The organism is Streptomyces sp. G-G2, from assembly GCF_030063135.1.
GTDB lineage: Bacteria > Actinomycetota > Actinomycetes > Streptomycetales > Streptomycetaceae > Streptomyces.
In genome coordinates this window covers 86,631-111,657 of record NZ_JASISO010000027.1, presented here as the reverse complement: position 1 = coordinate 111,657, position 25,027 = coordinate 86,631, and the positions used below count along the sequence as shown (strand labels likewise).

The 25,027-nt window shown below is 66.6% G+C and carries 38 protein-coding genes and 1 pseudogene; 36 read left to right on the top strand and 3 right to left on the bottom strand.

The window, feature by feature from the left end; genetic code table 11:
- Nucleotides 1-656, top strand: a 656-nt coding sequence (gene trpA, locus QMF80_RS22065) for a tryptophan synthase subunit alpha (protein WP_283455940.1), incomplete at its 5' end; no start/stop codon positions are given.
- Here the strand turns inward: trpA and QMF80_RS22060 are convergent.
- The 3 genes and pseudogenes from QMF80_RS22060 to QMF80_RS22050 all read right to left on the bottom strand — a co-directional run.
- Nucleotides 653-1,420 (bottom strand): helix-turn-helix domain-containing protein, encoded by a 768-nt coding sequence (locus tag QMF80_RS22060; RefSeq protein ID WP_283455939.1) that lies wholly within the window; start codon nt 1,418-1,420, stop codon nt 653-655. The genes trpA and QMF80_RS22060 overlap by 4 nt on opposite strands.
- A 404-nt stretch (nt 1,421-1,824) precedes the next feature.
- Nucleotides 1,825-2,202: a hypothetical protein gene (locus QMF80_RS22055; protein ID WP_283455938.1), complete on the bottom strand. Its 378-nt coding sequence runs from the start codon at nt 2,200-2,202 to the stop codon at nt 1,825-1,827.
- 316 nt (nt 2,203-2,518) lie between these two features.
- Nucleotides 2,519-2,861: pseudogene (locus QMF80_RS22050) on the bottom strand (RHS repeat-associated core domain-containing protein); the annotation flags it as partial.
- Nucleotides 2,862-3,646: 785 nt separating this feature from the next.
- Between QMF80_RS22050 and rpsJ the strand changes: the two are divergent.
- The 35 genes from rpsJ to rpsI all read left to right on the top strand — a co-directional run bounded on the left by rpsJ (nt 3,647) and on the right by rpsI (nt 25,012).
- Nucleotides 3,647-3,955: a 30S ribosomal protein S10 gene (gene rpsJ / locus QMF80_RS22045; protein WP_003948644.1), complete on the top strand. Its 309-nt coding sequence runs from the start codon at nt 3,647-3,649 to the stop codon at nt 3,953-3,955.
- Nucleotides 3,956-3,969: 14 nt separating this feature from the next.
- Nucleotides 3,970-4,614, top strand: a complete 645-nt coding sequence (gene rplC / locus QMF80_RS22040) for a 50S ribosomal protein L3 (protein WP_215015311.1) — start codon at nt 3,970-3,972, stop codon at nt 4,612-4,614.
- A gap of 4 nt (nt 4,615-4,618) precedes the next feature.
- Entirely contained in the window at nt 4,619-5,269 is a 651-nt protein-coding gene (gene rplD / locus QMF80_RS22035) for a 50S ribosomal protein L4 (protein ID WP_283455937.1), read from the top strand.
- Nucleotides 5,269-5,592, top strand: coding sequence for a 50S ribosomal protein L23 (rplW, locus tag QMF80_RS22030; protein WP_215143989.1), 324 nt, complete (start codon nt 5,269-5,271; stop codon nt 5,590-5,592). The genes rplD and rplW overlap by 1 nt, the downstream gene beginning before the upstream one ends.
- A 39-nt stretch (nt 5,593-5,631) precedes the next feature.
- On the top strand, nt 5,632-6,468 hold the full coding sequence (gene rplB, locus QMF80_RS22025) for a 50S ribosomal protein L2 (RefSeq protein WP_283455936.1): 837 nt from the start codon (nt 5,632-5,634) through the stop codon (nt 6,466-6,468).
- A gap of 12 nt (nt 6,469-6,480) precedes the next feature.
- Nucleotides 6,481-6,762 (top strand): 30S ribosomal protein S19, encoded by a 282-nt coding sequence (rpsS, locus tag QMF80_RS22020; protein ID WP_023539342.1) that lies wholly within the window; start codon nt 6,481-6,483, stop codon nt 6,760-6,762.
- Between the two features lie 43 nt (nt 6,763-6,805).
- Nucleotides 6,806-7,153: a 50S ribosomal protein L22 gene (gene rplV / locus QMF80_RS22015; RefSeq protein ID WP_026249422.1), complete on the top strand. Its 348-nt coding sequence runs from the start codon at nt 6,806-6,808 to the stop codon at nt 7,151-7,153.
- The gene (gene rpsC / locus QMF80_RS22010; RefSeq protein WP_283455935.1) at nt 7,153-7,992 is read left to right on the top strand and encodes a 30S ribosomal protein S3; all 840 of its coding nucleotides are present in this window, start codon (nt 7,153-7,155) and stop codon (nt 7,990-7,992) included. The genes rplV and rpsC overlap by 1 nt, the downstream gene beginning before the upstream one ends.
- Before the next feature lie 5 nt (nt 7,993-7,997).
- Nucleotides 7,998-8,417, top strand: coding sequence for a 50S ribosomal protein L16 (rplP, locus tag QMF80_RS22005; protein ID WP_030026326.1), 420 nt, complete (start codon nt 7,998-8,000; stop codon nt 8,415-8,417).
- Entirely contained in the window at nt 8,417-8,641 is a 225-nt protein-coding gene (gene rpmC, locus QMF80_RS22000; protein ID WP_073912892.1) for a 50S ribosomal protein L29, read from the top strand. Before rplP ends, rpmC begins: the two co-directional genes overlap by 1 nt.
- Nucleotides 8,641-8,922 carry a 30S ribosomal protein S17 gene (gene rpsQ, locus QMF80_RS21995; RefSeq protein WP_283455934.1) on the top strand — a complete coding sequence of 94 codons (282 nt, stop codon included), beginning with the start codon at nt 8,641-8,643 and terminating at the stop codon, nt 8,920-8,922. The genes rpmC and rpsQ overlap by 1 nt, the downstream gene beginning before the upstream one ends.
- A 119-nt stretch (nt 8,923-9,041) precedes the next feature.
- Entirely contained in the window at nt 9,042-9,410 is a 369-nt protein-coding gene (rplN, locus tag QMF80_RS21990; protein ID WP_003956455.1) for a 50S ribosomal protein L14, read from the top strand.
- Between the two features lie 2 nt (nt 9,411-9,412).
- Nucleotides 9,413-9,736 (top strand): 50S ribosomal protein L24, encoded by a 324-nt coding sequence (gene rplX / locus QMF80_RS21985; protein ID WP_283455933.1) that lies wholly within the window; start codon nt 9,413-9,415, stop codon nt 9,734-9,736.
- Nucleotides 9,736-10,287, top strand: a complete 552-nt coding sequence (gene rplE / locus QMF80_RS21980; RefSeq protein WP_030388859.1) for a 50S ribosomal protein L5 — start codon at nt 9,736-9,738, stop codon at nt 10,285-10,287. The genes rplX and rplE overlap by 1 nt, the downstream gene beginning before the upstream one ends.
- Before the next feature lie 5 nt (nt 10,288-10,292).
- Nucleotides 10,293-10,478 (top strand): type Z 30S ribosomal protein S14, encoded by a 186-nt coding sequence (locus QMF80_RS21975; RefSeq protein ID WP_003956452.1) that lies wholly within the window; start codon nt 10,293-10,295, stop codon nt 10,476-10,478.
- Nucleotides 10,479-10,701: 223 nt separating this feature from the next.
- Nucleotides 10,702-11,100, top strand: a complete 399-nt coding sequence (gene rpsH, locus QMF80_RS21970; RefSeq protein ID WP_007265911.1) for a 30S ribosomal protein S8 — start codon at nt 10,702-10,704, stop codon at nt 11,098-11,100.
- A 20-nt stretch (nt 11,101-11,120) separates the two neighbouring features.
- On the top strand, nt 11,121-11,660 hold the full coding sequence (gene rplF, locus QMF80_RS21965) for a 50S ribosomal protein L6 (protein ID WP_283455932.1): 540 nt from the start codon (nt 11,121-11,123) through the stop codon (nt 11,658-11,660).
- Between the two features lie 2 nt (nt 11,661-11,662).
- Complete coding sequence (rplR, locus tag QMF80_RS21960) at nt 11,663-12,046, top strand: 50S ribosomal protein L18 (protein ID WP_030026334.1); 384 nt, start codon at nt 11,663-11,665, stop codon at nt 12,044-12,046.
- A gap of 45 nt (nt 12,047-12,091) precedes the next feature.
- On the top strand, nt 12,092-12,697 hold the full coding sequence (rpsE, locus tag QMF80_RS21955) for a 30S ribosomal protein S5 (protein ID WP_214946843.1): 606 nt from the start codon (nt 12,092-12,094) through the stop codon (nt 12,695-12,697).
- Nucleotides 12,697-12,879 carry a 50S ribosomal protein L30 gene (gene rpmD / locus QMF80_RS21950; RefSeq protein ID WP_041985698.1) on the top strand — a complete coding sequence of 61 codons (183 nt, stop codon included), beginning with the start codon at nt 12,697-12,699 and terminating at the stop codon, nt 12,877-12,879. The genes rpsE and rpmD overlap by 1 nt, the downstream gene beginning before the upstream one ends.
- Nucleotide 12,880: 1 nt before the next feature.
- Nucleotides 12,881-13,336 carry a 50S ribosomal protein L15 gene (gene rplO, locus QMF80_RS21945; protein WP_214946842.1) on the top strand — a complete coding sequence of 152 codons (456 nt, stop codon included), beginning with the start codon at nt 12,881-12,883 and terminating at the stop codon, nt 13,334-13,336.
- A 185-nt stretch (nt 13,337-13,521) separates the two neighbouring features.
- Nucleotides 13,522-14,835 carry a preprotein translocase subunit SecY gene (gene secY, locus QMF80_RS21940; RefSeq protein ID WP_283455931.1) on the top strand — a complete coding sequence of 438 codons (1,314 nt, stop codon included), beginning with the start codon at nt 13,522-13,524 and terminating at the stop codon, nt 14,833-14,835.
- Complete coding sequence (locus tag QMF80_RS21935; RefSeq protein WP_283455930.1) at nt 14,835-15,482, top strand: adenylate kinase; 648 nt, start codon at nt 14,835-14,837, stop codon at nt 15,480-15,482. Before secY ends, QMF80_RS21935 begins: the two co-directional genes overlap by 1 nt.
- A 125-nt stretch (nt 15,483-15,607) precedes the next feature.
- A complete protein-coding gene (map, locus tag QMF80_RS21930) occupies nt 15,608-16,459 on the top strand; it encodes a type I methionyl aminopeptidase (RefSeq protein WP_283455944.1) in 852 nt (283 codons plus the stop codon).
- Between the two features lie 176 nt (nt 16,460-16,635).
- Nucleotides 16,636-16,857, top strand: coding sequence for a translation initiation factor IF-1 (gene infA, locus QMF80_RS21925; protein ID WP_003956442.1), 222 nt, complete (start codon nt 16,636-16,638; stop codon nt 16,855-16,857).
- Nucleotides 16,858-16,930: 73 nt separating this feature from the next.
- The gene (gene rpmJ, locus QMF80_RS21920; RefSeq protein WP_003956441.1) at nt 16,931-17,044 is read left to right on the top strand and encodes a 50S ribosomal protein L36; all 114 of its coding nucleotides are present in this window, start codon (nt 16,931-16,933) and stop codon (nt 17,042-17,044) included.
- Nucleotides 17,045-17,244: 200 nt separating this feature from the next.
- Nucleotides 17,245-17,625 (top strand): 30S ribosomal protein S13, encoded by a 381-nt coding sequence (rpsM, locus tag QMF80_RS21915; RefSeq protein WP_053682609.1) that lies wholly within the window; start codon nt 17,245-17,247, stop codon nt 17,623-17,625.
- 66 nt (nt 17,626-17,691) lie between these two features.
- Nucleotides 17,692-18,096, top strand: a complete 405-nt coding sequence (rpsK, locus tag QMF80_RS21910) for a 30S ribosomal protein S11 (protein ID WP_267751561.1) — start codon at nt 17,692-17,694, stop codon at nt 18,094-18,096.
- Between the two features lie 139 nt (nt 18,097-18,235).
- Nucleotides 18,236-19,258 carry a DNA-directed RNA polymerase subunit alpha gene (locus tag QMF80_RS21905; RefSeq protein ID WP_283455929.1) on the top strand — a complete coding sequence of 341 codons (1,023 nt, stop codon included), beginning with the start codon at nt 18,236-18,238 and terminating at the stop codon, nt 19,256-19,258.
- Between the two features lie 82 nt (nt 19,259-19,340).
- Nucleotides 19,341-19,805, top strand: coding sequence for a 50S ribosomal protein L17 (gene rplQ / locus QMF80_RS21900; RefSeq protein ID WP_283455928.1), 465 nt, complete (start codon nt 19,341-19,343; stop codon nt 19,803-19,805).
- A gap of 108 nt (nt 19,806-19,913) precedes the next feature.
- Nucleotides 19,914-20,765, top strand: coding sequence for a tRNA pseudouridine(38-40) synthase TruA (truA, locus tag QMF80_RS21895; RefSeq protein ID WP_283455927.1), 852 nt, complete (start codon nt 19,914-19,916; stop codon nt 20,763-20,765).
- 53 nt (nt 20,766-20,818) lie between these two features.
- Complete coding sequence (locus QMF80_RS21890; RefSeq protein WP_283455926.1) at nt 20,819-22,447, top strand: ATP-binding cassette domain-containing protein; 1,629 nt, start codon at nt 20,819-20,821, stop codon at nt 22,445-22,447.
- Between the two features lie 68 nt (nt 22,448-22,515).
- Nucleotides 22,516-23,763: a glycosyltransferase family 87 protein gene (locus QMF80_RS21885; RefSeq protein ID WP_283455925.1), complete on the top strand. Its 1,248-nt coding sequence runs from the start codon at nt 22,516-22,518 to the stop codon at nt 23,761-23,763.
- A gap of 238 nt (nt 23,764-24,001) precedes the next feature.
- Complete coding sequence (rplM, locus tag QMF80_RS21880; RefSeq protein WP_283455924.1) at nt 24,002-24,445, top strand: 50S ribosomal protein L13; 444 nt, start codon at nt 24,002-24,004, stop codon at nt 24,443-24,445.
- A 42-nt stretch (nt 24,446-24,487) separates the two neighbouring features.
- Nucleotides 24,488-25,012 carry a 30S ribosomal protein S9 gene (gene rpsI, locus QMF80_RS21875; protein WP_283455923.1) on the top strand — a complete coding sequence of 175 codons (525 nt, stop codon included), beginning with the start codon at nt 24,488-24,490 and terminating at the stop codon, nt 25,010-25,012.
- Nucleotides 25,013-25,027 lie beyond the last annotated feature (15 nt).

Sequence of the window (25,027 nt, the reverse complement as noted above, 5' to 3'; positions counted from 1 at the left end):
AGATCGGGTTGCCGCACAGTGATCCGGTGCTGGATGGTCCGGTGATCCAGACGGCTGATGACATCGCGCTGCGTGGCGGGGTGAAGATCGCCGATGTGCTGCGGACGGTGCGTGAGGCGTACGAGGCAACGGGTGCCCCGGTGCTGGTGATGACGTACTGGAATCCGATCGACCGTTATGGTGTCGAGCGGTTCACGGCTGAGCTGGCGGCGGCGGGCGGGGCGGGCTGCATTCTGCCGGACCTGCCGGTCCAGGAGTCGGCGTTGTGGCGCGAGCACGCGGGCAGGCATGGTCTCGCGACGGTGTTCGTGGTTGCTCCGTCGAGCAAGGACGCCCGTCTGGCGACGATCACCGCGGCGGGTTCCGGTTTCGTCTATGCCGCTTCGCTGATGGGTGTCACGGGCACTCGGGTGTCGGTCGGTGAGCAGGCGCAGGATCTGGTGGCCCGGACCCGCAGGACCACGGACCTGCCGGTCTGCGTGGGCCTGGGCGTTTCCAACGCGGCACAGGCCAAGGAGGTCGCGGTCTTCGCCGACGGCGTGATCGTCGGCTCCGCCTTCGTGAAGCTGCTGCTGGACGCCCCCGACCTGCCCGCGGGCCTGGAAGCCGTACGGGCCCTGGCGGCCGAGCTTGCGGAAGGCGTACGCAGGACCTAGTGCCGGGGTGTAGTGCCCTGTGCGGTCGTGCACCCGTCGCAGTACTCGGGCCCGGCCCCCCGGTAGGCCCGGTCGCACCCCTCGCAGTTCCGCAGCGGCAAGGGTGCTTGCGCGCCTGCGACGCCTCCCGGCCCGCGCACCCCTTCGGGCGGAATCTGCTCGGTGAGCCGGTGGGCGATCAGACCGGCGGGGCTGCGCGGCCGCGCGGGCATATTGGCGGTGAGCGCGGCGGTCACGGCGTCCGGACCGGCCCCGCGCTCCAGCCATGCCTCGACGGCGGGCGCGAGCCGCTCGATGTCCCGCGCCCCGAGCAACAGCCGCGCATCCACCCCGCGCAACCCCTGGAGGATCCCCTCGGCGGCGGCTCTGCGCGGCGCGCTGTCCCCGCCACTGGGCCGGGGGAGGGGGCTGAGCTGGGTGGGCGCCTTGGGTTCCGGACCAGCCGCGGGCGGAGGCTTCGCGTCCGGCTCCGGATCGGGGGCCGTGCACCCGGGCCGGTTGTAGGACACGGTCCGCGTGACGACCTGCCCGCTGGGCAGCCGCTCCCGGGTGCGCCGCAGGTACCCGTACTCCTCCAGCTCGCGCAGCGCCCGGGCGATCCGGTACTCGCTCTCGGGGAACCGGGCGGCGAGGTCCTTGATGCCGATGAGGGCGCCGGTGGGCAGCGACTGGACGTGGAGAGCGAGCCCGATGGCGACGAGGGACATCTGGGCGTGCTGGGCGAGGTGGTTCCCGACGACGGTGAACCGTCGCCCGTGCTTCACGTTGACGTGGATGACCCCTGACCGGGGGATCCCGTCGGCATTCTCGGACGAGGCGCGCGGGAGCGCGCTAGGCTTCTGTGCACCCATCGGGAAGGTTCTTCTTCCGTGCTGGCTAGACCCCCGCTCGGGATTGCCGTCCCGGCCGGGGGTCGTCGCATGTCTGGAGTTGTCGCGGCGAGCATATGCCAGCCAACCCCCGTAAAAGCCAGCCAAGTTGCCCCGGTTCACCCATCCGAGCGACCCCCGCCCCGACCGCCGCCCCGACCGCCACCCCGGGAGGCTGGAGGGGCTTGGCAAGGGTCTTTCCCTTCCCTGGTACTACTCCTCTATACGTCTAACCCCACCGCATCGCGGCCCCCCGCGACCCGGCCGTTCGGCGAACGGGGTTGCTACTGCCCCAGCGGCTAGAGCGCGTACGGGTAGAGGTGCGCGGCGGGGGCGTAGAACGTGATGCGTTGCCCTGGGGCGGGGTGCTGGTTGCCGTCCATCTCGACGAGGAGGACCGTCGAATGGATGCGGATCGAAACCACGCCCTCGTCGGCCGTCTCGACACGGCCGCACATCTTCAGGTGTGAGCCCGGTACCCCGCTCAGAGAGTCAGGTTCGTCTGTGGACGACCATGAGTGGATCGTGTCGGGGATGTCGACCTCGACATTCTCCTCGCCAGGCTGTGGTGTGCCGTCGCCGCACCACAGCCCCCAGGCAAGTCCGGCTCTGCTCGCGAAGCGGACGAGGCTGCGGCCGCCATCGGATCCGTATGCCTGCACGATCTCGACGTTCATTATTTGATCCCCAAGGGAACTCGAACCATTGTGTTGCCGACAATCCACGTATTGGTTGGGGATATGAATGTCCAGGTTTCCATGTGGAAGTGGAATTTTGTGGGTTTGCTGTTCATTTCATGGTTCCGCGGTCGGATGCTGTGTGTTCCGTCGGCTGATACGAGCCTGTGGGGGTCAATTACTCCGGTCCTTGGGTGAATGCTGGTGTAAGGACCTTCGCTCAGGAACTTCTCCCATTCTTCCATTGCTTGATGCGGCTTGAGCGGCCTCGAAGCCACCTGCTCGGGCGTTTCGATGACAGTGGCGGCCGGAGGCTCGCACGCCGCCAGGCCCAGCGGGTCGGCCCACGTGTGCGGGTTGTGGACGTACGTCGTCGGGTTCGGGGCGGGGGAGAGGCCCAGGGGGTCCGGGGTGAGGTAGCGGGCCGTTTCCGGGTCGTAGGTGCGGAAGACGTTGTGGTGGAGGCCGGACTCCGGGTCGTAGTACTGGCCCGGGAAGCGGAGCGGGGTGTAGGCGGTGGCGTCGCGGTTCCACGTCGTCGTGCCCCACAGGGTGGTGCGCGTGTGCCACGCGACCTCGCCCGACTCGTCGATCAGCTGGGTCGGGGTGCCGATCAGGTCTGTGACGATCACGAAGAAGCGCTCGTCCACCCCCTCCTGACCGTCCCGCCGAGGACGCCATGAGGCCGCCGATCTCGCCCAGCTCCGCGGTCGTCGCCTTCAGGCCGCCCAGGACCTCCTCGACCGCCCCCCGGTCCACCGCCAGATCCATCGACCCGTCTTTGCTGCTGTCACCGCTCATGCCCCCACCCCCATGGTCTGCGCAGCACGGTACGAGGCCGGGAGGGGAGGGGTGATCTTTGCTGGCGCGGATCCGGCCACCCGGCGGCGGGCGCTCGAACCGGGGGTTCGGGGTGGCGCGCCCGCGGGGGTTTGGCGGTCGGTCACGGCGCCGGTACGGGCTCACCAGGGGCCCGGGGCGCGATCCGCGCCCCGGACGCACGCACCGGCGCGTGGCGCGGTTTGACGTCACACGGGGGCGGGGTATTGTTCTGCGCCCGATTGGCGCCATACGTGTCGCGTATGGCAGACTACTCAAGTTGCTCGGCTGAGTGCCGATGCTGCGCGCCTCCCGCCGGGAGGACCGGAAGCGAGTCCCACAGTACTCGTCGCCTTTACCTGCCCCTCGGGGCAGCACTGAGGGCGGACGTACGGGAATCTTCTGGGAAGTGTCAGCACGGAGCCAGCCAGGCACTCGGTGGGTGTTTCTCCCCCGATGCGCGGTCCTGGGACCGCACCCCCTTGGCAGGGAATTTCTGTAAGGAAATTTCTTTGGAGGGAGTGCGACACGCCCGACCGCGTGGGTCGGAGGAGAGGCAGCGGGGAAATCCGCGGCCGACCGGGAGCCAGAGCGTTTCCACAACAGACAGGACTACGGAGTAGCCATGGCGGGACAGAAGATCCGCATTCGGCTCAAGGCCTACGACCACGAGGTCATCGATTCCTCGGCGAAGAAGATCGTCGAGACGGTGACGCGCACTGGTGCGTCGGTCGCGGGCCCGGTGCCGCTGCCCACTGAGAAGAACGTGTACTGCGTCATCAAGTCGCCGCACAAGTACAAGGACTCGCGCGAGCACTTCGAGATGCGCACGCACAAGCGCCTGATCGACATCCTCGACCCGACGCCCAAGACCGTTGACTCGCTGATGCGCCTGGACCTTCCGGCCGGCGTTGACATCGAGATCAAGCTCTGAGAGGCACGGAGAAGATGGCAAAGCAGATCAAGGGCGTCCTGGGCGAGAAGCTCGGCATGACCCAGGTCTGGGACGAGAACAACCGTGTCGTCCCGGTGACCGTCGTCAAGGCCGGGCCCTGCGTCGTTACCCAGGTCCGTAAGAACGACATCGATGGCTACGAGTCGGTCCAGATCGCCTTCGGCGAGATTGACCCGCGCAAGGTGAACAAGCCCCTCAAGGGTCACTTCGCCAAGGCCGATGTAACCCCGCGCCGCCACCTGGTGGAGCTCCGTACCTCCGACGCCAGCGAGTACACGCTCGGCCAGGAGATCACCGCCGCTGTGTTCGAGTCCGGCGTCAAGGTTGACGTCACGGGCAACAGCAAGGGCAAGGGCTTCGCCGGTGTCATGAAGCGTCACAACTTCAAGGGGCTCGGCGCCGGTCACGGCGTGCAGCGCAAGCACCGCTCCCCCGGTTCGATCGGTGGCTGCGCCACCCCTGGGCGTGTCTTCAAGGGCATGCGCATGGCCGGTCGTATGGGTAACGAGCGCGTCACCACCCAGAACCTGACCATCCACGCGGTTGACGCGGAGAAGGGTCTGCTCCTCATCAAGGGTGCGGTCCCCGGTCCGAACGGCGGCCTCGTCCTGGTCCGTACCGCGGCCAAGGGGGCTTGAGGTAATGAGCACCATTGACATCCTTTCGCCGGCAGGCGACAAGGCCGGTACCGTCGATCTCCCCGCGGAGATCTTCGACGCCAAGACCAGCGTTCCGCTGATCCACCAGGTCGTTGTCGCTCAGCTGGCTGCTGCCCGTCAGGGCACGCACAAGACCAAGCGTCGCGGCGAAGTCCGTGGTGGTGGCCGCAAGCCGTACCGCCAGAAGGGCACCGGCCGCGCCCGTCAGGGTTCGACCCGCGCTCCGCAGTTCGTCGGCGGTGGCGTCGTTCACGGCCCGCAGCCGCGTGACTACTCGCAGCGGACCCCGAAGAAGATGAAGGTCGCCGCTCTCCGTGGTGCCCTGTCGGACCGTGCGCGTCACTCCCGCATCCACATCGTCACCGGTGTGGTCGAGGGTGCCGCCTCCACGAAGGCCGCCAAGACGCTGTTCGGCAAGATCTCGGAGCGCAAGAACCTGCTCCTGATCGTCGACCGCGCCGACGAGGCCGCGTGGCTGTCCGCCCGCAACCTGCCCCAGGTGCACATCCTGGAGCCGGGCCAGCTGAACACGTACGACGTGATCGTCTCTGACGACGTGGTCTTCACTCAGGCCGCTTTCGAGTCCTTCGTGTCTGGCCCCAAGGCCGACGAGACCGAAGGGAGCGATGCGTGATGTCTGACGCCACCGTTACCAGCAAGACCTTCAACGACCCGCGCGACCTGCTGATCAAGCCGGTTGTCTCGGAGAAGAGCTACGCGCTGCTCGACGAGAACAAGTACACGTTCATCGTCGCGCCCGGCTCGAACAAGACCCAGATCAAGCAGGCTGTGGAAGCGGTCTTCTCGGTCAAGGTCACCGGGGTCAACACGATCAACCGTCAGGGTAAGCGCAAGCGCACCAAGACCGGTTTCGGCAAGCGCGCTGACACCAAGCGCGCCATCGTGACCCTCGCTGAGGGCGACCGAATCGACATCTTCGGCGGCCAGGCCTCCTAACGGAGGTCTAGTCGTCCGGAATCGGACGAGGACTGAGAAATGGGTATCCGCAAGTACAAGCCGACGACCCCGGGCCGTCGTGGCTCCAGCGTCGCCGACTTTGTCGAGATCACGCGGTCCACGCCGGAGAAGTCGCTGGTTCGCCCCCTGCACAGCAAGGGCGGCCGTAACAACACCGGTCGGATCACTGTTCGCCACCAGGGTGGTGGGCACAAGCGCGCCTACCGCGTGATCGACTTCCGTCGTCACGACAAGGACGGCGTGCCGGCCAAGGTCGCGCACATCGAGTACGACCCGAACCGCACTGCGCGCATCGCGCTCCTGCACTACGCAGACGGCGAGAAGCGCTACATCATCGCCCCGGCCAAGCTGGTCCAGGGCGACCGGATTGAAAACGGCCCTGGCGCCGACATCAAGCCGGGTAACAACCTCCCGCTCCGCAACATCCCGGTCGGTACCACGATCCACGCGATCGAGCTCCGTCCCGGTGGTGGCGCCAAGTTCGCCCGCTCTGCCGGTGCTTCCGTGCAGCTGCTGGCGAAGGAGGGCCAGTACGCCCACCTGCGTATGCCGTCGGGCGAGGTCCGCCTGGTCGACGTCCGCTGCCGCGCCACGGTCGGCGAGGTCGGCAACGCCGAGCAGTCGAACATCAACTGGGGCAAGGCCGGCCGTATGCGCTGGAAGGGTGTTCGCCCCTCCGTCCGCGGTGTCGCGATGAACCCGGTCGACCACCCGCACGGTGGTGGTGAGGGTAAGACCTCCGGTGGTCGTCACCCGGTCTCCCCGTGGGGTCAGAAGGAGGGTCGTACTCGCTCGCCGAAGAAGGCTTCGAGCAAGTACATCGTCCGCCGCCGCAAGACGAACAAGAAGCGCTAGGAGCGGGTTTAGATGCCGCGCAGTCTCAAGAAGGGACCCTTCGTCGACGGACACCTCATCAAGAAGGTGGACGTACAGAACGAAGCTGGTACCAAGAACGTCATCAAGACCTGGTCCCGTCGCTCGATGATCATCCCGGCCATGCTGGGTCACACCATCGCGGTGCACAACGGCAAGATCCACGTCCCGGTGTTCGTCACCGAGTCGATGGTCGGCCACAAGCTCGGCGAGTTCTCGCCGACTCGCACCTTCCGCGGCCACGTCAAGGACGACCGGAAGTCGAAGCGCCGCTAAAGGCGGGGTGGTAACGACTATGACTTACACCGAAGGGACAACCATGGAAGCCAGGGCCCAGGCGCGGTACATCCGCGTCACGCCCATGAAGGCCCGCCGAGTGGTGGACCTTATCCGTGGCATGGATGCCACGGAGGCTCAGGCGGTCCTGCGTTTCGCCCCGCAGGCCGCGAGCGTGCCCGTTGGCAAGGTGCTGGACAGCGCCATTGCCAACGCGGCTCACAACTACGACCACACGGACGCCAACTCGCTGGTCATCAGCGAGGCGTACGTGGACGAGGGCCCGACCCTGAAGCGGTTCCGTCCGCGTGCTCAGGGCCGTGCCTACCGGATCCGCAAGCGGACCAGCCACATCACCGTGGTCGTCAGCAGCAAGGAAGGAACCCGGTAATGGGCCAGAAGGTAAACCCGCACGGGTTCCGGCTCGGCATTACCACCGACTTCAAGTCGCGTTGGTACGCCGACAAGCTGTACAAGGACTACGTCAAGGAAGACGTCGCCATCCGTCGGATGATGACGTCCGGCATGGAGCGCGCCGGCATCTCGAAGGTTGAGATCGAGCGCACCCGTGACCGTGTGCGTGTGGACATCCACACCGCGCGTCCCGGCATCGTCATCGGCCGCCGTGGCGCCGAGGCCGACCGCATCCGCGGTGACCTCGAGAAGCTCACGGGCAAGCAGGTCCAGCTGAACATCCTCGAGGTCAAGAACCCCGAGATGGACGCTCAGCTGGTTGCTCAGGCCGTTGCGGAGCAGCTGTCCTCCCGCGTCTCCTTCCGTCGCGCCATGCGTAAGAGCATGCAGGGCACGATGAAGGCCGGCGCCAAGGGCATCAAGATCCAGTGTGGTGGCCGTCTCGGCGGCGCCGAGATGAGCCGTTCCGAGTTCTACCGCGAGGGTCGTGTGCCGCTGCACACGCTGCGCGCGAACGTGGACTACGGCTTCTTCGAGGCCAAGACCACCTTCGGCCGTATCGGCGTGAAGGTCTGGATCTACAAGGGCGACGTCAAGAACATCGCCGAGGTTCGCGCCGAGAACGCTGCGGCCCGTGCGGGTAACCGCCCGGCCCGTGGTGGCGCGAACGACCGTCCGGCCGGTGGCCGTGGTGGTCGTGGTGGCGAGCGTGGCGGCCGTGGCGGCCGCAAGCCGCAGCAGGCTGCCGGCGCCGAGGCCCCCAAGGCCGAGGCCGCTGCCGCCGCTCCGGCTGAGAGCACCGGAACGGAGGCCTGACCGACATGCTGATCCCTCGTAGGGTCAAGCACCGCAAGCAGCACCACCCCAAGCGCCGCGGTATGGCCAAGGGCGGTACTGAGGTCTCGTTCGGCGAGTACGGCATCCAGGCGCTTACCCCGGCCTACGTGACGAACCGCCAGATCGAGGCGGCTCGTATCGCGATGACCCGCCACATCAAGCGTGGCGGCAAGGTCTGGATCAACATCTACCCGGACCGTCCCCTGACGAAGAAGCCTGCCGAGACCCGCATGGGTTCCGGTAAGGGTTCTCCCGAGTGGTGGATCGCGAACGTGCACCCGGGTCGGGTCATGTTCGAGCTGTCCTACCCGAACGAGAAGATTGCTCGTGAGGCGCTCACCCGCGCTGCTCACAAGCTTCCGATGAAGTGCCGGATTGTTCGGCGCGAGGCAGGTGAGTCGTGATGGCGACGGGAACCAAGGCGTCCGAGCTGCGTGAGCTCGGTAACGAGGAGCTCGTTGGCAAGCTGCGCGAGGCCAAGGAAGAGCTGTTCAAGCTGCGCTTCCAGGCGGCCACGGGTCAGCTGGAGAACAACGGCCGGCTCAGGTCCGTCCGTAAGGACATCGCTCGCATCTACACCCTGATGCACGAGCGTGAGCTCGGTATCGAGACGGTGGAGAGCGCCTGATGAGCGAGAAGAACGTGACTGAAACGACTGCCCGCGGCTTCCGCAAGACCCGTGAGGGTCTCGTCGTCAGCGACAAGATGGACAAGACCGTCGTCGTCGCTGTCGAGGACCGCGTGAAGCACGCGCTGTACGGCAAGGTCATCCGCCGTACGAACAAGCTCAAGGCTCACGACGAGCAGAACGCTGCCGGCGTCGGCGACCGCGTCATCATCATGGAGACGCGTCCGCTGTCGGCGAGCAAGCGCTGGCGCATCGTCGAGATCCTCGAGAAGGCCAAGTAAGGAAATTGCCTGAGGGGTTTCCCTCAGGTCAGTTCCGCCAGGCTCGGTAGGGGCTTCCACCGCTTGAAAGAGCACCGCGAAGCCCCTGCCGGGAACCGGCAGACAAACAGGAGATAGACGTGATCCAGCAGGAGTCGCGACTGCGTGTCGCCGACAACACTGGTGCCAAGGAAATCCTTTGCATCCGTGTTCTCGGTGGTTCGGGTCGCCGCTACGCGGGCATCGGCGACGTCATCGTTGCCACCGTCAAGGACGCTATCCCGGGCGGCAACGTGAAGAAGGGTGACGTCGTCAAGGCTGTCATCGTTCGCACCGTCAAGGAGCGCCGCCGCCAGGACGGCTCGTACATCCGCTTCGACGAGAACGCCGCTGTCATTCTCAAGAACGACGGCGACCCTCGTGGCACCCGTATCTTCGGCCCGGTGGGCCGTGAGCTGCGCGAGAAGAAGTTCATGAAGATCATCTCGCTCGCGCCGGAGGTGCTGTAAGCATGAAGATCAAGAAGGGCGACCTGGTTCAGGTCATCACCGGTAAGGACAAGGGCAAGCAGGGCAAGGTCATTGTGGCCATCCCTACTGAGAACCGCGTCCTCGTCGAGGGTGTCAACCGGGTCAAGAAGCACACCAAGGCCGGCCAGACCGCTGGTGGCTCGCAGACCGGTGGCATCGTGATCACCGAGGCGCCGATCCACGTCAGCAACGTTCAGCTGGTTGTGGAGAAGGACGGCCAGAAGGTCGTTACCCGCGTCGGTTTCCGCTTCGATGACGAGGGCAACAAGATCCGCGTTGCCAAGCGGACGGGTGAGGACATCTGATGGCTACCACTCCGCGACTCAAGACGAAGTACCGCGAGGACATCGCGGGCAAGCTGCGTGAAGAGTTCTCCTACGAGAACGTCATGCAGATTCCCGGCCTCGTGAAGATCGTGGTCAACATGGGTGTGGGCGACGCCGCCCGCGACTCCAAGCTGATCGACGGCGCCATCAAGGACCTGACGACGATCACCGGTCAGAAGCCGGCCGTCACGAAGGCCCGCAAGTCCATCGCGCAGTTCAAGCTGCGCGAGGGTCAGCCGATCGGCTGCCACGTCACCCTCCGTGGTGACCGCATGTGGGAGTTCCTGGACCGTACGCTGTCGCTCGCGCTTCCGCGTATCCGTGACTTCCGTGGTCTGTCGCCGAAGCAGTTCGACGGCCGTGGCAACTACACCTTCGGTCTCACGGAGCAGGTCATGTTCCACGAGATCGACCAGGACAAGATCGACCGTACCCGGGGTATGGACATCACCGTGGTCACCACGGCGACCAACGACGATGAGGGCCGCGCCCTCCTTCGTCACCTCGGCTTCCCCTTCAAGGAGGCGTAAGCGAGATGGCGAAGAAGGCTCTCATCGCGAAGGCTGCCCGCAAGCCCAAGTTCGGTGTGCGTGCGTACACCCGCTGCCAGCGCTGCGGTCGCCCTCACTCCGTGTACCGCAAGTTCGGCCTGTGCCGCGTCTGCCTTCGTGAGATGGCTCACCGTGGCGAGCTGCCGGGCGTAACCAAGAGCTCCTGGTAATTCCTTCTAGTCCTTAGGGACTTGGGAATCACCAGAGACTCTCGGTAAGCACCTGGCCGGTGGGTGCCCCGTTCCGCATGCCGTAGGCTTGTGGGGTTGGGCGCCCGCCGTCCATAACGACTTACTACGCCGTAGGTCCCCGCACCGCACCCGTCCCGCCACTGAGTGGGGAGAGGGATGGCGCATACAGGAAACCCCGGCGAGAGAGGCCGAAGGCCGATTCATGACCATGACTGACCCGATCGCAGACATGCTGACTCGTCTGCGTAACGCTAACTCGGCGTACCACGACACTGTCGTGATGCCCCACAGCAAGATCAAGTCGCACATCGCGGAGATCCTCAAGCAAGAGGGTTTCATCACTGGCTGGAAGGTCGAGGACGCCGAGGTTGGCAAGAACCTCGTCCTCGAGCTGAAGTTCGGGCCGAACCGTGAGCGCTCCATCGCGGGCATCAAGCGGATCTCGAAGCCCGGTCTGCGCGTGTACGCGAAGTCCACCAACCTGCCCAAGGTGCTCGGCGGCCTGGGCGTGGCGATTATCTCCACGTCCCACGGTCTGCTCACCGGCCAGCAGGCAGGCAAGAAGGGCGTAGGTGGGGAAGTCCTCGCCTACGTCTGGTAGTCGGGAACGGAGGAAAAGCAATGTCGCGAATCGGCAAGCTCCCCATCCAGGTTCCCGCCGGTGTGGACGTCACCATCGATGGCAGCACGGTCGGCGTGAAGGGCCCCAAGGGTTCCCTCTCGCACACCGTCGCGTCGCCCATCGGTGTCGTTAAGGGCGAAGACGGTGTCCTCACCGTCACGCGTCCCAACGACGAGCGTCAGAACAAGGCCCTGCATGGCCTGTCCCGCACGCTGGTGGCGAACATGATCACCGGCGTGACCACGGGTTACGTCAAGGCGCTCGAGATCAGCGGTGTCGGTTACCGCGTCGCCGCGAAGGGCTCCAACCTGGAGTTCCAGCTTGGTTACAGCCACCCGATCCTGATCGAGGCGCCCGAGGGCATCTCCTTCAAGGTCGAGTCGCCCACCAAGTTCACGGTCGAGGGCATCGACAAGCAGAAGGTCGGCGAGGTCGCCGCCAACATCCGCAAGCTGCGGAAGCCCGACCCGTACAAGGCCAAGGGTGTCAAGTACGCCGGCGAAGTCATCCGCCGCAAGGTCGGAAAGGCTGGTAAGTAGCCATGGCATACGGTGTAAAGATCGCCAAGGGCGACGCGTACAAGCGTGCCGCCAAGGCTCGCCGCCACATCCGCATCCGCAAGAACGTCTCGGGTACGGCGGAGCGTCCGCGCCTCGTCGTGACGCGTTCCAACCGCAACATCGTTGCTCAGGTCATCGACGACCTCCAGGGTCACACCCTGGCGTCGGCGTCGACCCTGGACGCTTCGATCCGCGGTGGCGAAGGCGACAAGAGCGCTCAGGCCCAGGCTGTCGGTGCACTCGTCGCCGAGCGCGCCAAGGCCGCGGGTGTCGAGACCGTCGTGTTCGACCGCGGTGGCAACCGATACGCCGGGCGCATTGCCGCTCTGGCTGACGCCGCCCGCGAAGCCGGGCTGAAGTTCTAAGCCCCGGTTCCGGGACTAACGGACGTAACAGAGAGAGGTAATCCAATGGCTGGACCCCAGCGCCGCGGAAGCGGTGCCGGTGGCGGCGAGCGGCGGGACCGGAAGGGTCGCGACGGTGGCCCTGCCGCCGAGAAGACCGCTTACGTTGAGCGCGTTGTCGCGATCAACCGCGTCGCCAAGGTTGTCAAGGGTGGTCGCCGCTTCAGCTTCACCGCGCTGGTCGTGGTGGGCGACGGTGACGGCACTGTAGGTGTCGGTTACGGCAAGGCCAAGGAAGTTCCCGCGGCCATCGCCAAGGGTGTCGAGGAAGCCAAGAAGTCCTTCTTCAAGGTTCCGCGCATCCAGGGCACCATTCCTCACCCGATCACGGGCGAGCGTGCTGCGGGCGTCGTGCTGCTGAAGCCGGCGTCCCCTGGTACCGGCGTTATCGCCGGTGGCCCGGTGCGTGCCGTTCTGGAGTGCGCCGGCGTTCACGACATCCTGTCGAAGTCGCTCGGCTCTTCCAACGCGATCAACATCGTGCACGCGACCGTGGCGGCCCTCAAGGGCCTGCAGCGTCCCGAGGAGATCGCGGCTCGCCGTGGTCTGCCCCTCGAGGACGTCGCCCCCGCGGCTCTCCTTCGTGCACGTGCTGCGGGAGCGGGTGCGTAATGGCCCGTCTCAAGATCACGCAGACGAAGTCGTACATCGGCAGCAAGCAGAACCACCGCGACACTCTGCGTTCGCTCGGGCTCAAGCGCCTGAACGACGTGGTCGTCAAGGAGGACCGCCCCGAGTTCCGCGGAATGGCTAACACCGTCCGCCACCTCGTGACGGTTGAGGAGGTTGACTAACATGGCTGAGAACAGCCCGCTGAAGGCCCACAACCTCCGTCCCGCCCCCGGTGCCAAGACCGCGAAGACCCGTGTCGGTCGTGGTGAGGCGTCGAAGGGTAAGACGGCTGGTCGTGGTACGAAGGGCCAGAAGGCCCGTTACCAGATCCCGGTGCGCTTCGAGGGTGGGCAGATGCCCCTCCACATGCGCCTGCCGAAGCTCAAGGGCTTCAAGAACCCGTTCCGCACCGAGTTCCAGGTTGTCAACCTGGACAAGCTCGGCGCTCTCTACCCCGAGGGTGGAGAGGTCACGGTGGCCGACCTGGTCGCCAAGGGCGCGGTTCGCAAGAACAGCCTCGTCAAGGTCCTCGGACAGGGCGAGATCTCCGTTGCGCTGCAGGTTTCGGTTGACGCCGTCTCCGGCTCCGCCAAGGAGAAGATTGCCGCCGCTGGTGGCACCGTCACTGAGCTCGTCTAAGACGAACCCAGTGATTTATAGCTAGAAACCCGACCGGGGATGCCTCACATATGGGGCATCCCCGGTTGGTCGTTCCTAGGGGGCCGTGTCGCCGGTATGGTGGCCTGCACCTTTGCTTTGTCGTATTCGTCGATCCCTCAGACCGTCACCTCTGACGCAGTAGCGCGGGGGTCGCAGGAGGCACCGTGCTCACCGCGTTCGCCCGGGCGTTCAAGACGCCCGACCTGCGCAAGAAGCTGCTCTTCACGCTCGGCATCATCGTGCTGTTCCGGCTCGGGTCCCACATCCCCGTCCCCGGCGTGAGCTACAAGAACGTTCAGATCTGTGTCCAGGCCGCGGGCAGCAGTAACAGCCTCTTCGGTCTGGTCAACATGTTCAGCGGCGGTGCGCTGCTGCAGATCACGATCTTCGCGCTCGGCATCATGCCGTACATCACGGCGAGCATCATCCTGCAGCTGCTGACCGTGGTCATCCCGAAGCTGGAGAACCTCAAAAAAGAGGGTCAGTCCGGCACGGCGAAGATCACTCAGTACACGCGCTATCTGACGGTCGCGCTCGCGATCCTCCAAGGCACCGGCCTCGTCGCCACCGCCAAGAGCGGCGCCCTGTTCCAGGGTTGCCAGGTCGCCAGTCAGATCGTCCCGAACCGCTCGATCTTCACCATGGTCACCATGGTCATCACCATGACCGCCGGTACCTGTGTCGTCATGTGGCTCGGTGAGCTCGTCACCGACCGCGGCATCGGCAACGGCATGTCGATCCTCATGTTCATCTCGATCGCCGCGGGCTTCGTCAGCGCCCTGTGGACCATCAAGCTCCAGGGCAAGATCGCCGGTGGCTGGGTCGAGTTCGGCGTGGTCATCCTGGTGGGTCTCGCGATGGTGGCCCTCGTGGTCTTCGTCGAGCAGGCCCAGCGCCGGATCCCGGTCCAGTACGCGAAGCGGATGATCGGACGCCGTGCGTACGGCGGCACCTCGACCTACATCCCCCTCAAGGTGAACCAGGCGGGCGTCATCCCCGTCATCTTCGCCTCGTCGCTGCTCTACATCCCGGCCTTGATCGTTCAGTTCAGCGGCTCGAAGGCCGACTGGGCCATCTGGATCCAGAAGCACTTCGTCAAGGGCGACCACCCCTACTACATCGCTGCGTACTTCCTCCTGATCGTCTTCTTCGCGTTCTTCTACGTGGCGATCTCGTTCAACCCCGAGGAAGTTGCAGACAACATGAAGAAGTATGGTGGGTTCATCCCGGGCATCCGGGCAGGCCGACCTACTGCCGAGTACCTGAGCTACGTGCTCAACCGGATCACCTGGCCGGGGTCGCTGTACCTGGGACTCATCGCTCTTGTGCCGACGATGGCGTTGGCGGGCTTCGGCGCGAACCAGAACTTCCCGTTCGGCGGGACGAGCATCCTGATCATCGTGGGTGTGGGTCTGGAGACCGTGAAGCAGATCGAGAGCCAGCTCCAGCAGCGCAATTACGAAGGGTTCCTCCGCTGATGCGTATTGTCCTCGTCGGACCTCCTGGTGCGGGCAAGGGAACGCAGGCAACCGTGCTTGCCGAAACCCTGTCCATCCCGCACATCTCCACGGGCGACCTGTTCCGCGCGAACATCAGCCAGGGCACCGAGCTCGGCAAGCAGGCGAAGGCGTTCATGGACGCGGGCGACCTGGTGCCGGACGAAGTCACCATCGGCATGGCCAAGGACCGCATGGAACAGCCGGACGCCGTCAACGGCTTCCTGCTCGACGGTTTCCCGCGCAACGTCTCGCAGGCCGAGGCGCTCGACGTGATGCTCAAGAAGGCGGGCATGAAGCTCGACGCCGTCCTCGACCTGGAGGTCGAGGAGGACGAGGTCGTCAAGCGGCTCGCCGGTCGGCGCACCTGCCGCAAGGACAGCGCGCACGTCTTCCACGTCACGAACCGTCCGCCGAAGGTCGAGGACGTCTGCGACATCTGCGGCGGCGAGCTGTACGTGCGCGAGGACCAGTCCGAGGACGCGGTCCGCAACCGGCTGGACGTTTACCACACGCAGACCGAGCCGATCATCGACTACTACAAGGCCCAGGGCCTCGTGTCGACGATCCCGGCGCTGGGTGAGGTCAAGGACGTCACGCAGCGCGCGATGGACGCCCTGAAGAAGTAGTACCCGCGTCACTGAGTCCGGCCGCGGTGTCCTCTGGGCACCGCGGCCGTACTGTTGTAGGACCCCCGCACGACCCGTCGTACGACTCGGTCGACGATCCCGACCCGAAGGTGGAAGGCACGTTCATGGTCCAGCTGAAGACCCCCGAGCAGATCGCGAAGATGCGGGAGGCCGGACTGGTCGTCGCGGCCATTCACGCCGCCACCCGTGAGGCGGCCGTGCCGGGCGCCACGACGCGGGACCTGGACATGGTCGCGCGCAAGGTGATCGCCGACGCCGGAGCGAAGTCGAACTTCCTCGGCTACGGCGGGTTCCCCGCGACCATCTGCACGTCCGCCAACGAGGTCGTCGTCCACGGCATCCCGGACGACAAGACCGTCCTCAAGGACGGCGACATCATCTCCATCGACGCGGGGGCGATCGTCGACGGCTGGCACGGCGACGCCGCCTACACGGCCTTCGTGGGCACCGGGCACGCGCCCGAGCTGGTGGAGCTGTCCCGGGTGACCGAGGAGTCCATGTGGGCGGGCATCGCCGCCATGAAGCTGGGCAACCGGCTCGTGGACATCTCGAAGGCGATCGAGACCTACATCAAGCGCCAGCCGCGCCCCTCGACCGGTGAGCACAGCCTCGGCAAGTTCGGGATCATCGAGGACTACGGCGGCCACGGCATCGGGTCCGAGATGCACATGGACCCCCACCTGCTGAACTACGTCTCGCGCAAGCGGGGCAAGGGCATCAAGCTCGTCCCGGGCGTCTGCCTGGCGATCGAGCCCATGGTCTCCCTGGGCACGGCCCAGACGGAAGTCCTGGCGGACGACTGGACCGTCATCACGACCGACGGCACCTGGTCCTCCCACTGGGAGCACTCCATCGCACTGACCGAGGCCGGACCCATCGTCCTGACCTCGCCGGACTGCGGCAAGGCGAAGCTGGCGGAGTACGGGATCACCACGGCCCCCGACCCGCTGGGCTAGACCGGGCGGGCCCCGTTCAAGGGGTCCCGTTCGGTTAATGATCTAGACTGCGGGGCACACTTTCCGGATTCGTCTTTCCTGGTGCCCTGACGTAGACTGACTCGTCGGCTCTCGTGCATCTCCATGCCCTGCATGGGCGCGGAGTCGATCAAGGTAGCCGATTCGAAAGGCGAAGCGTGGCCAAGAAGCAAGGTGCCATCGAAATCGAGGGCACCGTGATCGAGTCCCTCCCGAACGCGATGTTCAAGGTGGAACTCCAGAACGGTCACAAGGTCCTCGCGCACATCAGCGGGAAGATGCGGATGCACTACATCCGAATCCTGCCGGATGACCGGGTCGTGGTGGAGTTGTCTCCGTACGACCTGACGCGTGGCCGGATCGTCTACCGATACAAGTAGATCTTGTCTTCACTCCTGCCTGGGCATCCGTCCCGGTGCGGGTGGTGGCACTGACCCGGAGAACCTCACCAACATGAAGGTCAAGCCGAGCGTCAAGAAGATCTGCGACAAGTGCAAGGTGATCCGCCGTCACGGTCGGGTCATGGTCATCTGCGACAACCTGCGCCACAAGCAGCGCCAGGGCTGACGCACGCCGACCGACCTGCCTTTCGCAGTTCTTCGCGCGACGTAAGAAAACGTACATACGCAGAACCCGCCTAGCCCCGACCAGGGCCGGCGGCACCTCCGGCGGGGGCCGGGGACCCGGACGTACCACCACCCAACAGGTGTGGTCGGCGGCCGGGGTTCGGTTCTGCTGAAGACCCCCGAACACACAGGAGCCATTGAATGGCACGCGTTTCCGGTGTTGACATCCCGCGCGAAAAGCGTGTGGAGATCGCACTTACCTACGTCTTCGGTGTCGGTCGCACCCGGTCCAAGGAAATCCTTGCGGCCACCGGTGTGAACCCCGACACCCGCGTTCGTGACCTGGCCGAAGAGGACCTCGTCAAGATCCGCGAGTACGTGGACGCCAACCTCCGCACCGAGGGTGACCTCCGCCGCGAGATCCAGGCCGACATCCGCCGCAAGGTCGAGATCCAGTGCTACCAGGGTGTCCGTCACCGTCGCGGCCTGCCCGTGCACGGTCAGCGCACCAGCACGAACGCCCGTACCCGCAAGGGTCCGCGTCGCGCGATCGCCGGTAAGAAGAAGCCGGGCAAGAAGTAGTCCTCAGCCGGACGCTTACTCAGCGGTCTTCGCTGTAGGACCGACCACCTCCCGTAGGAGATTTAGATGCCCCCCAAGGGTCGTCAGGGCGCTGCCAAGAAGGTGCGCCGCAAGGAAAAGAAGAACATCGCTCATGGGCACGCCCACATCAAGAGCACGTTCAACAACACCATCGTGTCGATCACGGACCCCGCGGGCAACGTGATCTCCTGGGCCTCCGCCGGCCACGTCGGCTTCAAGGGCTCGCGCAAGTCCACCCCCTTCGCCGCGCAGATGGCCGCCGAGTCGGCCGCCCGTCGCGCGCAGGAGCACGGCATGCGCAAGGTTGACGTCTTCGTCAAGGGTCCGGGTTCCGGTCGCGAGACCGCGATCCGCTCCCTCCAGGCCACTGGCCTCGAGGTCGGCTCGATCCAGGACGTCACCCCCACCCCGCACAACGGCTGCCGCCCGCCGAAGCGCCGCCGCGTCTGACGCGCCGGACGCACTCGTGCGTCTTTGAGTGTCCGGGCGGTACGAACCCTTAGCGGGGGACGTGCCGCCCGTACCCTTGCTGTATGCAGTGCCCGTAGGACGTCAAATAGTGGGCGTCCACGACTGAAGGAACACACACATGCTTATCGCTCAGCGTCCGTCGCTGACCGAAGAGGTCGTCGACGAGTACCGCTCGCGGTTCGTGATCGAGCCCCTCGAGCCGGGCTTCGGTTACACCCTCGGCAACTCCCTGCGCCGCACCCTGCTGTCCTCGATCCCGGGTGCCGCCGTCACCAGCATCCGCGTGGACGGCGTCCTGCACGAGTTCACCACCGTGCCGGGTGTCAAGGAAGACGTCACCGACCTCATCCTCAACATCAAGCAGCTGGTCGTCTCCTCGGAGCACGACGAGCCGGTCGTGATGTACCTGCGCAAGCAGGGTCCCGGCCTGGTCACCGCCGCTGACATCGCGCCCCCGGCCGGTGTCGAGGTGCACAACCCGGACCTGGTCCTCGCCACGCTCAACGGCAAGGGCAAGCTGGAGATGGAGCTGACCGTCGAGCGCGGTCGCGGCTACGTCTCCGCCGTCCAGAACAAGCAGATCGGCCAGGAGATCGGCCGCATCCCGATCGACTCCATCTACAGCCCCGTGCTGAAGGTCACCTACAAGGTCGAGGCGACCCGAGTCGAGCAGCGCACCGACTTCGACAAGCTCATCGTCGACGTCGAGACCAAGCAGGCCATGCGCCCGCGCGACGCCATGGCGTCCGCCGGTAAGACACTGGTCGAGCTGTTCGGTCTGGCCCGCGAGCTCAACATCGACGCCGAGGGCATCGACATGGGCCCCTCGCCGACGGACGCGGCCCTGGCCGCCGATCTGGCGCTGCCGATCGAGGAGCTGGAGCTCACGGTCCGCTCGTACAACTGCCTCAAGCGCGAGGGCATCCACTCCGTGGGTGAGCTCGTGGCCCGCTCCGAGGCGGACCTGCTCGACATCCGCAACTTCGGTGCGAAGTCGATCGACGAGGTCAAGGCGAAGCTCGCCGGCATGGGTCTGGCCCTCAAGGACAGCCCGCCCGGATTCGACCCGACCGCCGCCGCCGACGCCTTCGGCGCCGACGACGACGCGGACGCCGGTTTCGTCGAGACCGAGCAGTACTAAGAGAACTTTCCCGGGGCGTCCGCCCCGGGGGAACTGACACCGGTACCTGACACGGCCGGTGCAGATATGAAGGAGTTAGACCATGCCGCGTCCCGCAAAGGGTGCCCGTCTCGGCGGCAGCGCCGCGCACGAGAAGCACCTCCTCGCGAACCTCGCGAAGGCGCTCTTCGAGCACGGCCGCATCACCACGACCGAGGCCAAGGCCCGCCGCCTGCGTCCCTACGCCGAGCGTCTGGTCACCAAGGCGAAGAAGGGCGACATCCACAACCGTCGCCTGGTGCTGCAGACGATCACGGACAAGAGCATCGTGCACACGCTCTTCACCGAGATCGCCCCGCGCTACGAGAACCGCCCCGGTGGTTACACGCGCATCACCAAGATCGGCAACCGTCGTGGCGACAACGCCCCGATGGCGGTCATCGAGCTCGTCGAGGCCCTGACCGTGGCGCAGGCCGCCACCGGTGAGGCCGAGGCTGCCACCAAGCGCGCGGTCAAGGAGGCGGAGGCCGCTGAGGCTCCCGCCGCCGAGGAGACCAAGGAGGCCTGATCCCCTCCGGGATCTCGCTCGCCTGAACGGCTCTGAACGGGCCCGCCCCTTCCGGGGCGGGCCCGTTTCGCATTTCCTTGGAAAGACGCAGCTGAGAGGATCGGTCACGTGAGTGACGAGGTGGAGCCCGGTCACGTCCGGGTACGGCTGGACCTGTCGTACGACGGCAAGGACTTCTCCGGCTGGGCGAAGCAGCGGGTGCTGCGGACCGTCCAGGGCGAGCTGGAGTCGGCCCTGGCGACCGTGATGCGGCTGCCCGGGCCGGTGGAGCTGACCGTGGCCGGACGGACGGACGCGGGCGTCCACGCACGCGGACAGGTGGCCCAGTTCGACGTGGCCGAAGAGGTCTGGGCCGAGCACCACGACAAGCTGCTGCGGCGGCTCGCGGGGCGGCTGCCGCACGACATCCGGGTGTGGAAGGTGGCCGAGGCCCCCGCCGGGTTCAACGCGCGCTTCTCGGCCGTCTGGCGCCGGTACGCCTACCGCGTGGGGGACCACACGGCCGGGGTCGACCCGCTGCGCCGCGGGCACGTGCTGTGGCACTCCTGGCCGCTGGACGTGGACGCGATGAACGAGGCCTCGAAGGCGCTGCTCGGCGAGCACGACTTCGCCGCGTACTGCAAGAAGCGCGAGGGCGCCACGACCATCCGTACGCTCCAGCGGCTCAGCTGGGAGCGGGACGCGGAGGGGATCATCACCGCGACCGTGCGGGCCGACGCCTTCTGCCACAACATGGTGCGCTCGCTGGTGGGCGCGCTGCTGCACGTCGGGGACGGGCACCGGCCGGTGGAATGGCCCGGGAAGGTGCTGGAGGCCGCGGTGCGGGATTCCTCCGTGCACGTCGTACGGCCGCACGGGCTGACCCTCGAAGAGGTCGGCTACCCGGCGGACGAGCTGCTCGCCGCGCGCAGCAAGGAAGCGCGGAACATGCGGACGCTGCCGGGCGCGGGCTGCTGCTGAACCGTCGCCCGGGCCGCTAATCCGTTTGGGCGGATCGCGGGCGGACCGGGACAATGCCCGGCATGGGACATCTCGAAGCGAGTCATCTGGAGTATTACCTTCCCGACGGGCGGGTCCTGCTTCCCGACGTCTCCTTCCGGGTGGGGGAGGGCTCCGTGGTCGCCCTGGTCGGGGCGAACGGGGCGGGCAAGACCACCCTCTTGAAGCTGATGTCCGGTGAGCTCCAGCCGCACGGTGGCGGGGTCACCGTTACCGGCGGGCTCGGGGTGATGTCGCAGTTCGTCGGTTCGGTCCGGGACGAGACCACCGTGCGTGACCTGCTGGTATCGGTGGCGCAGCCGCGGATCAGGGCGGCGGCGAAGGCCGTCGACCGGGCCGAGCACCTGATCATGACGGTGGACGACGAGGCCGCGCAGATGGGGTACGCCCAGGCGCTGAGCGACTGGGCGGACGTCCAGGGCTACGAGGCGGAGACCCTGTGGGACGTCTGCACGATGGCCGCGCTGTCGGTCCCGTACGACAGCGCGCAGTTCCGCGAGGTGCGCACGCTGTCGGGCGGTGAGCAGAAGCGCCTCGTGCTGGAGGCGCTGCTGCGCGGGCCGGACGAGGTGCTCCTGCTCGACGAGCCGGACAACTACCTGGACGTGCCCGGCAAGCGGTGGCTGGAGGAGCAGCTCAAGGCCACCCGCAAGACGGTGCTGTTCGTGTCGCACGACCGGGAACTGCTGACCCGGGCCGCCGAGAAGATCGTCAGCCTGGAGGCGAGCCCGATGGGCTCCGACGTCTGGGTGCACGGCTCGGGCTTCGACACCTACCACGAGGCCCGCAAGGAGCGCTTCGCGCGCTTCGAGGAGCTCAAGCGGCGCTGGGACGAGGAGCACGCGCGGCTGAGGGCCCTGGTGCTGCGGCTGCGCAACCAGGCGGCCTCCAGCCCCGACATGGCCTCGCGCTACCGGGCGATGCAGACCCGCTTCCAGAAGTTCGAGGAGGCCGGCCCGCCGCCGGAGCCGCCGCGGGAGCAGGACATCAGGATGCGGCTCAAGGGCGGCCGTACGGGCGTGCGCGCCCTGACCGTCGAGAACCTGGAGCTGACCGGCCTGATGAAGCCGTTCTCGCTGGAGGTGTTCTACGGCGAGCGGGTCGCGGTGCTGGGCTCGAACGGTTCGGGCAAGTCGCACTTCCTGCGCCTGATGGCGGGGGAAGAGGTCAAGCACACCGGTACGTGGAAGCTCGGCGCCCGGGTGGTCGCCGGCCACTTCGCGCAGACCCACGCCCACCCGGAGCTGTTCGGCCGCACGCTCGTCGACATCCTGTGGACGGAGGCGGCGAAGCCCCTGGGCCAGGCGATGGGCGCCCTGCGGCGCTACGAGCTGGAGCGGCAGGGGGACCAGCCCTTCGAGAAGCTGTCGGGCGGGCAGCAGGCGCGCTTCCAGATCCTGCTGCTGGAGCTGGCCGGCACGACCGCGCTGCTCCTGGACGAGCCGACGGACAACCTGGACCTGGAGTCCGCCGAGGCGCTGCAGGACGGGCTGGAGAGTTACGACGGCACTGTGCTCTGCGTCACGCACGACCGCTGGTTCGCCCGTACTTTTGACCGTTATCTGGTCTTCGGTTCGGACGGTGTTGTGCGAGAGACTCAGGAACCCGTGTGGGACGAACGTAGGGTCGACCGGAAGCGTTGAGGGGGAGACCGCCCCGCAGCGCGAGTCGAGGGGGAGGCGTTGTGGGCCTGCGGCCTAGCATCTGGCTCATGAAGTGGGACAAGCGCGACTCCGGGAACCGAGCGGTCGACTGGCTGCTGCGTCCCGCGCCGCGGTCGTGGAAGGCGCTCTCCCTGGCCGTGGTGCTGGGGATCGCGGTGTCGGTGAGCCTGCGGCAGAACTGGGGCTCGGACAACGCCTTCGTGGCCAAGGCCGCGGACACCTTGCTGTCGGGGGGTTCCCCGTACGAGGACAAGCGCTTCCTCTACCTGCCGAGTGCCGTGCTGATGGCGGTGCCGGAGGCGCTGCTGCCGATGACGGTGCTGCGCTGGGTGCTGCCGCTGGTGATGTCGGGGCTGCTGGCGCTGGGCTGGTGGGGGGCGCTGAAGCTGTTCTCGGTGCCGATGCGGTCGCGCTTCGCGGTGGGCGGTTTCGCGCTGTTCGCCCTCGCTTACAAGCCGTACATCAACCTCGTGGTGATCGGGAACTGGACGGCGATCTCGGCGGCGGCCCTGCCGCTGGCGCTGCTCCTGGCCCACCGGCGGCGGTGGGTGGCGGCCGGGCTGGTGGTGGGGCTCGCGATCGCGTGCAAGCCGATGCTGGTGCCGGTGGGGCTGCTGTTCCTGGTGGCCCGGCAGTGGCGGGGGCTGGCGGTGGCGGTGCTGGTGCCGCTGGGGCTCTCGCTGGCGGGGGCGCTGATGATGCCGAGCCCGATGCTGTTCTTCACCAAGACCCTGCCGTTCCTGCTCCAGGGCCAGGACGCGTACGCGCTGCCCTGGGACGCCTCACCGATCGCGGTGCTGCCGCGGCTGGGGGTGCCGCAGCCGGTGGCGGTGCTGGTGGCCGGGGCGGGGGCGCTGGCCGGTCTGTGGGGGGCGTGGCGGCGCTGGCACCGTACGGACGACCGGGACACGGGTCAGATGCGGCTGACGGAGACGGGCTGCATGGTGATGCTCGCCGCATTCCTGGTGTCGCGGCCGTCCTTCGACCACTACCTGCTGGTGGTGCTTCCGCTGCTGCTGGCGTCGGCGGTGCGGGAGGACTCGCTGGTGCGTTCTCCCTGGTTCTGGGTGGGGGTCGGGCCGCAGATCGCGGGGGTGCCGTGGCCCTCCGAGCTGGAGAACAAGCGGCGCGCGTTCAAGGATTTCTTCACGCTGGGCGTACTCGCGGTCACCCTCGCGCGGCGCTGCATCGCGCCAGTTCGGGTTAACCTTGATGACGTACGAACGGCAGGAGCCGCGCCCGGTCGCGCTCGCGCCGACGAGCCTGCGGACGCAGGCGCTCGATCGGCGTTTTGACCCGTCCGGGGGATCGCGGGTATCCTGCTGGTTCGTTATGCGTATTGGCTTGTTCATTCTCACGTGAAAGGGCCCTTACGCCGGTCCACCGGGCCGATGACCAGCGGTACACACGGGTTGCGTCCCCGTTGTGGACCAGGGCTGTCGTGATCGTCCGTGGTGGCCTTGTCAGGACCCGTTCCCAAGGTCTCACGCCCATATGGGAATACCCATCACTGAAGAAGCGAAGGCTACGACCGTGCGTACGTACAGCCCCAAGCCCGGCGACATCTCGCGCGTCTGGCACGTCATCGACGCCCGGGACATCGTCCTCGGCCGTCTGGCGACCCAGGCCGCGACTCTGCTCCGCGGCAAGCACAAGCCGACTTACGCCCCCCACATGGACATGGGCGACTTCGTCATCATCGTCAACGCCGACAAGGTTCACCTGTCCGGCAACAAGGCGTCGCAGAAGATGGCGTACCGTCACTCCGGCTACCCGGGTGGTCTCCGCGCCGTCCGTTACGACGACCTCCTCGCGAACAACCCCGAGAAGGCCGTCGAGAAGGCCATCAAGGGCATGCTCCCGAAGAACACCCTGGGCCGTCAGATGCTCTCGAAGCTGAAGGTCTACTCGGGCGATGTGCACCCCCACGCTGCCCAGCAGCCGGTGCCGTTCGAGATCACCCAGGTCGCGCAGTAGTTCCGGCCACCCCCTAGACCGTAGAAAATTCTGAGGAGCATCGTGGCCGAGACCACCACCGAGACCCCCGTCGTCGAAGAAGAGTTCGAGGGCAGCGTCGAGGAGTACACCACCGAGTCTGCGGACGTCATCGAGGGTGACTACACCTCCGAGTCGCTCGTCGGCCGCTTCGGCGACCCGCAGCCGGCCGCCGGCCTGGGCCGTCGCAAGAACGCCATCGCCCGCGTCCGGATCGTTCCGGGCACCGGCAAGTGGAAGATCAACGGTCGCACCCTTGAGGACTACTTCCCCAACAAGGTGCACCAGCAGGAAGTCAACGAGCCCTTCAAGGTGCTCGAGCTCGACAACCGCTACGACGTCATCGCCCGCATCTCGGGTGGCGGCGTGTCCGGTCAGGCCGGCGCCCTGCGCCTCGGCGTGGCCCGTGCGCTGAACGAGGCCGACGTGGACAACAACCGCGCCGCGCTGAAGAAGGCCGGGTTCCTTTCCCGCGACGACCGTGCGGTCGAGCGCAAGAAGGCCGGTCTCAAGAAGGCCCGTAAGGCTCCGCAGTACAGCAAGCGTTAATCTGCGCCTGCTGGT